Consider the following 539-nt stretch of genomic DNA (forward strand, 5'->3'; position numbering starts at 1 on the left):
CAGGCGCTCGAACGCTCCCAGCCTATCTTGCCTTTGATGCCCGGCGTGCCTGCCCGGCAGACCCACGATTACTTCCGCCACGGCACGACCACGCTCTTTGCCGCACTGGATATCAAAACCGGACAGGTCATGGCCCAGTGCCGCAAGCGCCACACCTCGAAGGACTTCCTGGCTTTCCTCAACAAAATCGACGCCACCGTCACGGCAGAGCTGGACCTGCACATCATCGTGGACAACTACGCCACGCACAAAACCAAAGCCGTGCGAGACTGGCTGGTGGCCCATCCGCGCTGGCGCTTCCACTTCATCCCTACCCACTCCAGTTGGCTCAACCAAGTCGAACGCTTTTTCGCCAAAATCACACTCGATATTATCCGAAGAGGCTCATTTGCCAGCCTGACACAATTGCGAAAAGAGATCCTCAATTATATCGACATGCACAACGAAAATCCAAAGCCATTCCAATGGACCGCTTCAGCTGATGACATCTTCCACAAAATTAATCAATTTTGCAATAAACTAAGCTAACGGAACACTAG

At 53.4% G+C, this 539-nt stretch carries 1 protein-coding gene; it reads left to right on the top strand.

Annotated elements, in window-relative coordinates; translation table 11 throughout:
* The coding region (locus tag RBB63_RS23590; RefSeq protein ID WP_309387901.1) for an IS630 family transposase at window positions 1-528 on the top strand (528 nt) is incomplete at its 5' end.
* Between the last annotated feature and the right edge of the window lie 11 nt (window positions 529-539).

It is taken from the genome of Cerasicoccus frondis (assembly GCA_031296915.1).
In the GTDB taxonomy this organism is placed as follows: domain Bacteria; phylum Verrucomicrobiota; class Verrucomicrobiia; order Opitutales; family Cerasicoccaceae; genus Cerasicoccus; species Cerasicoccus frondis.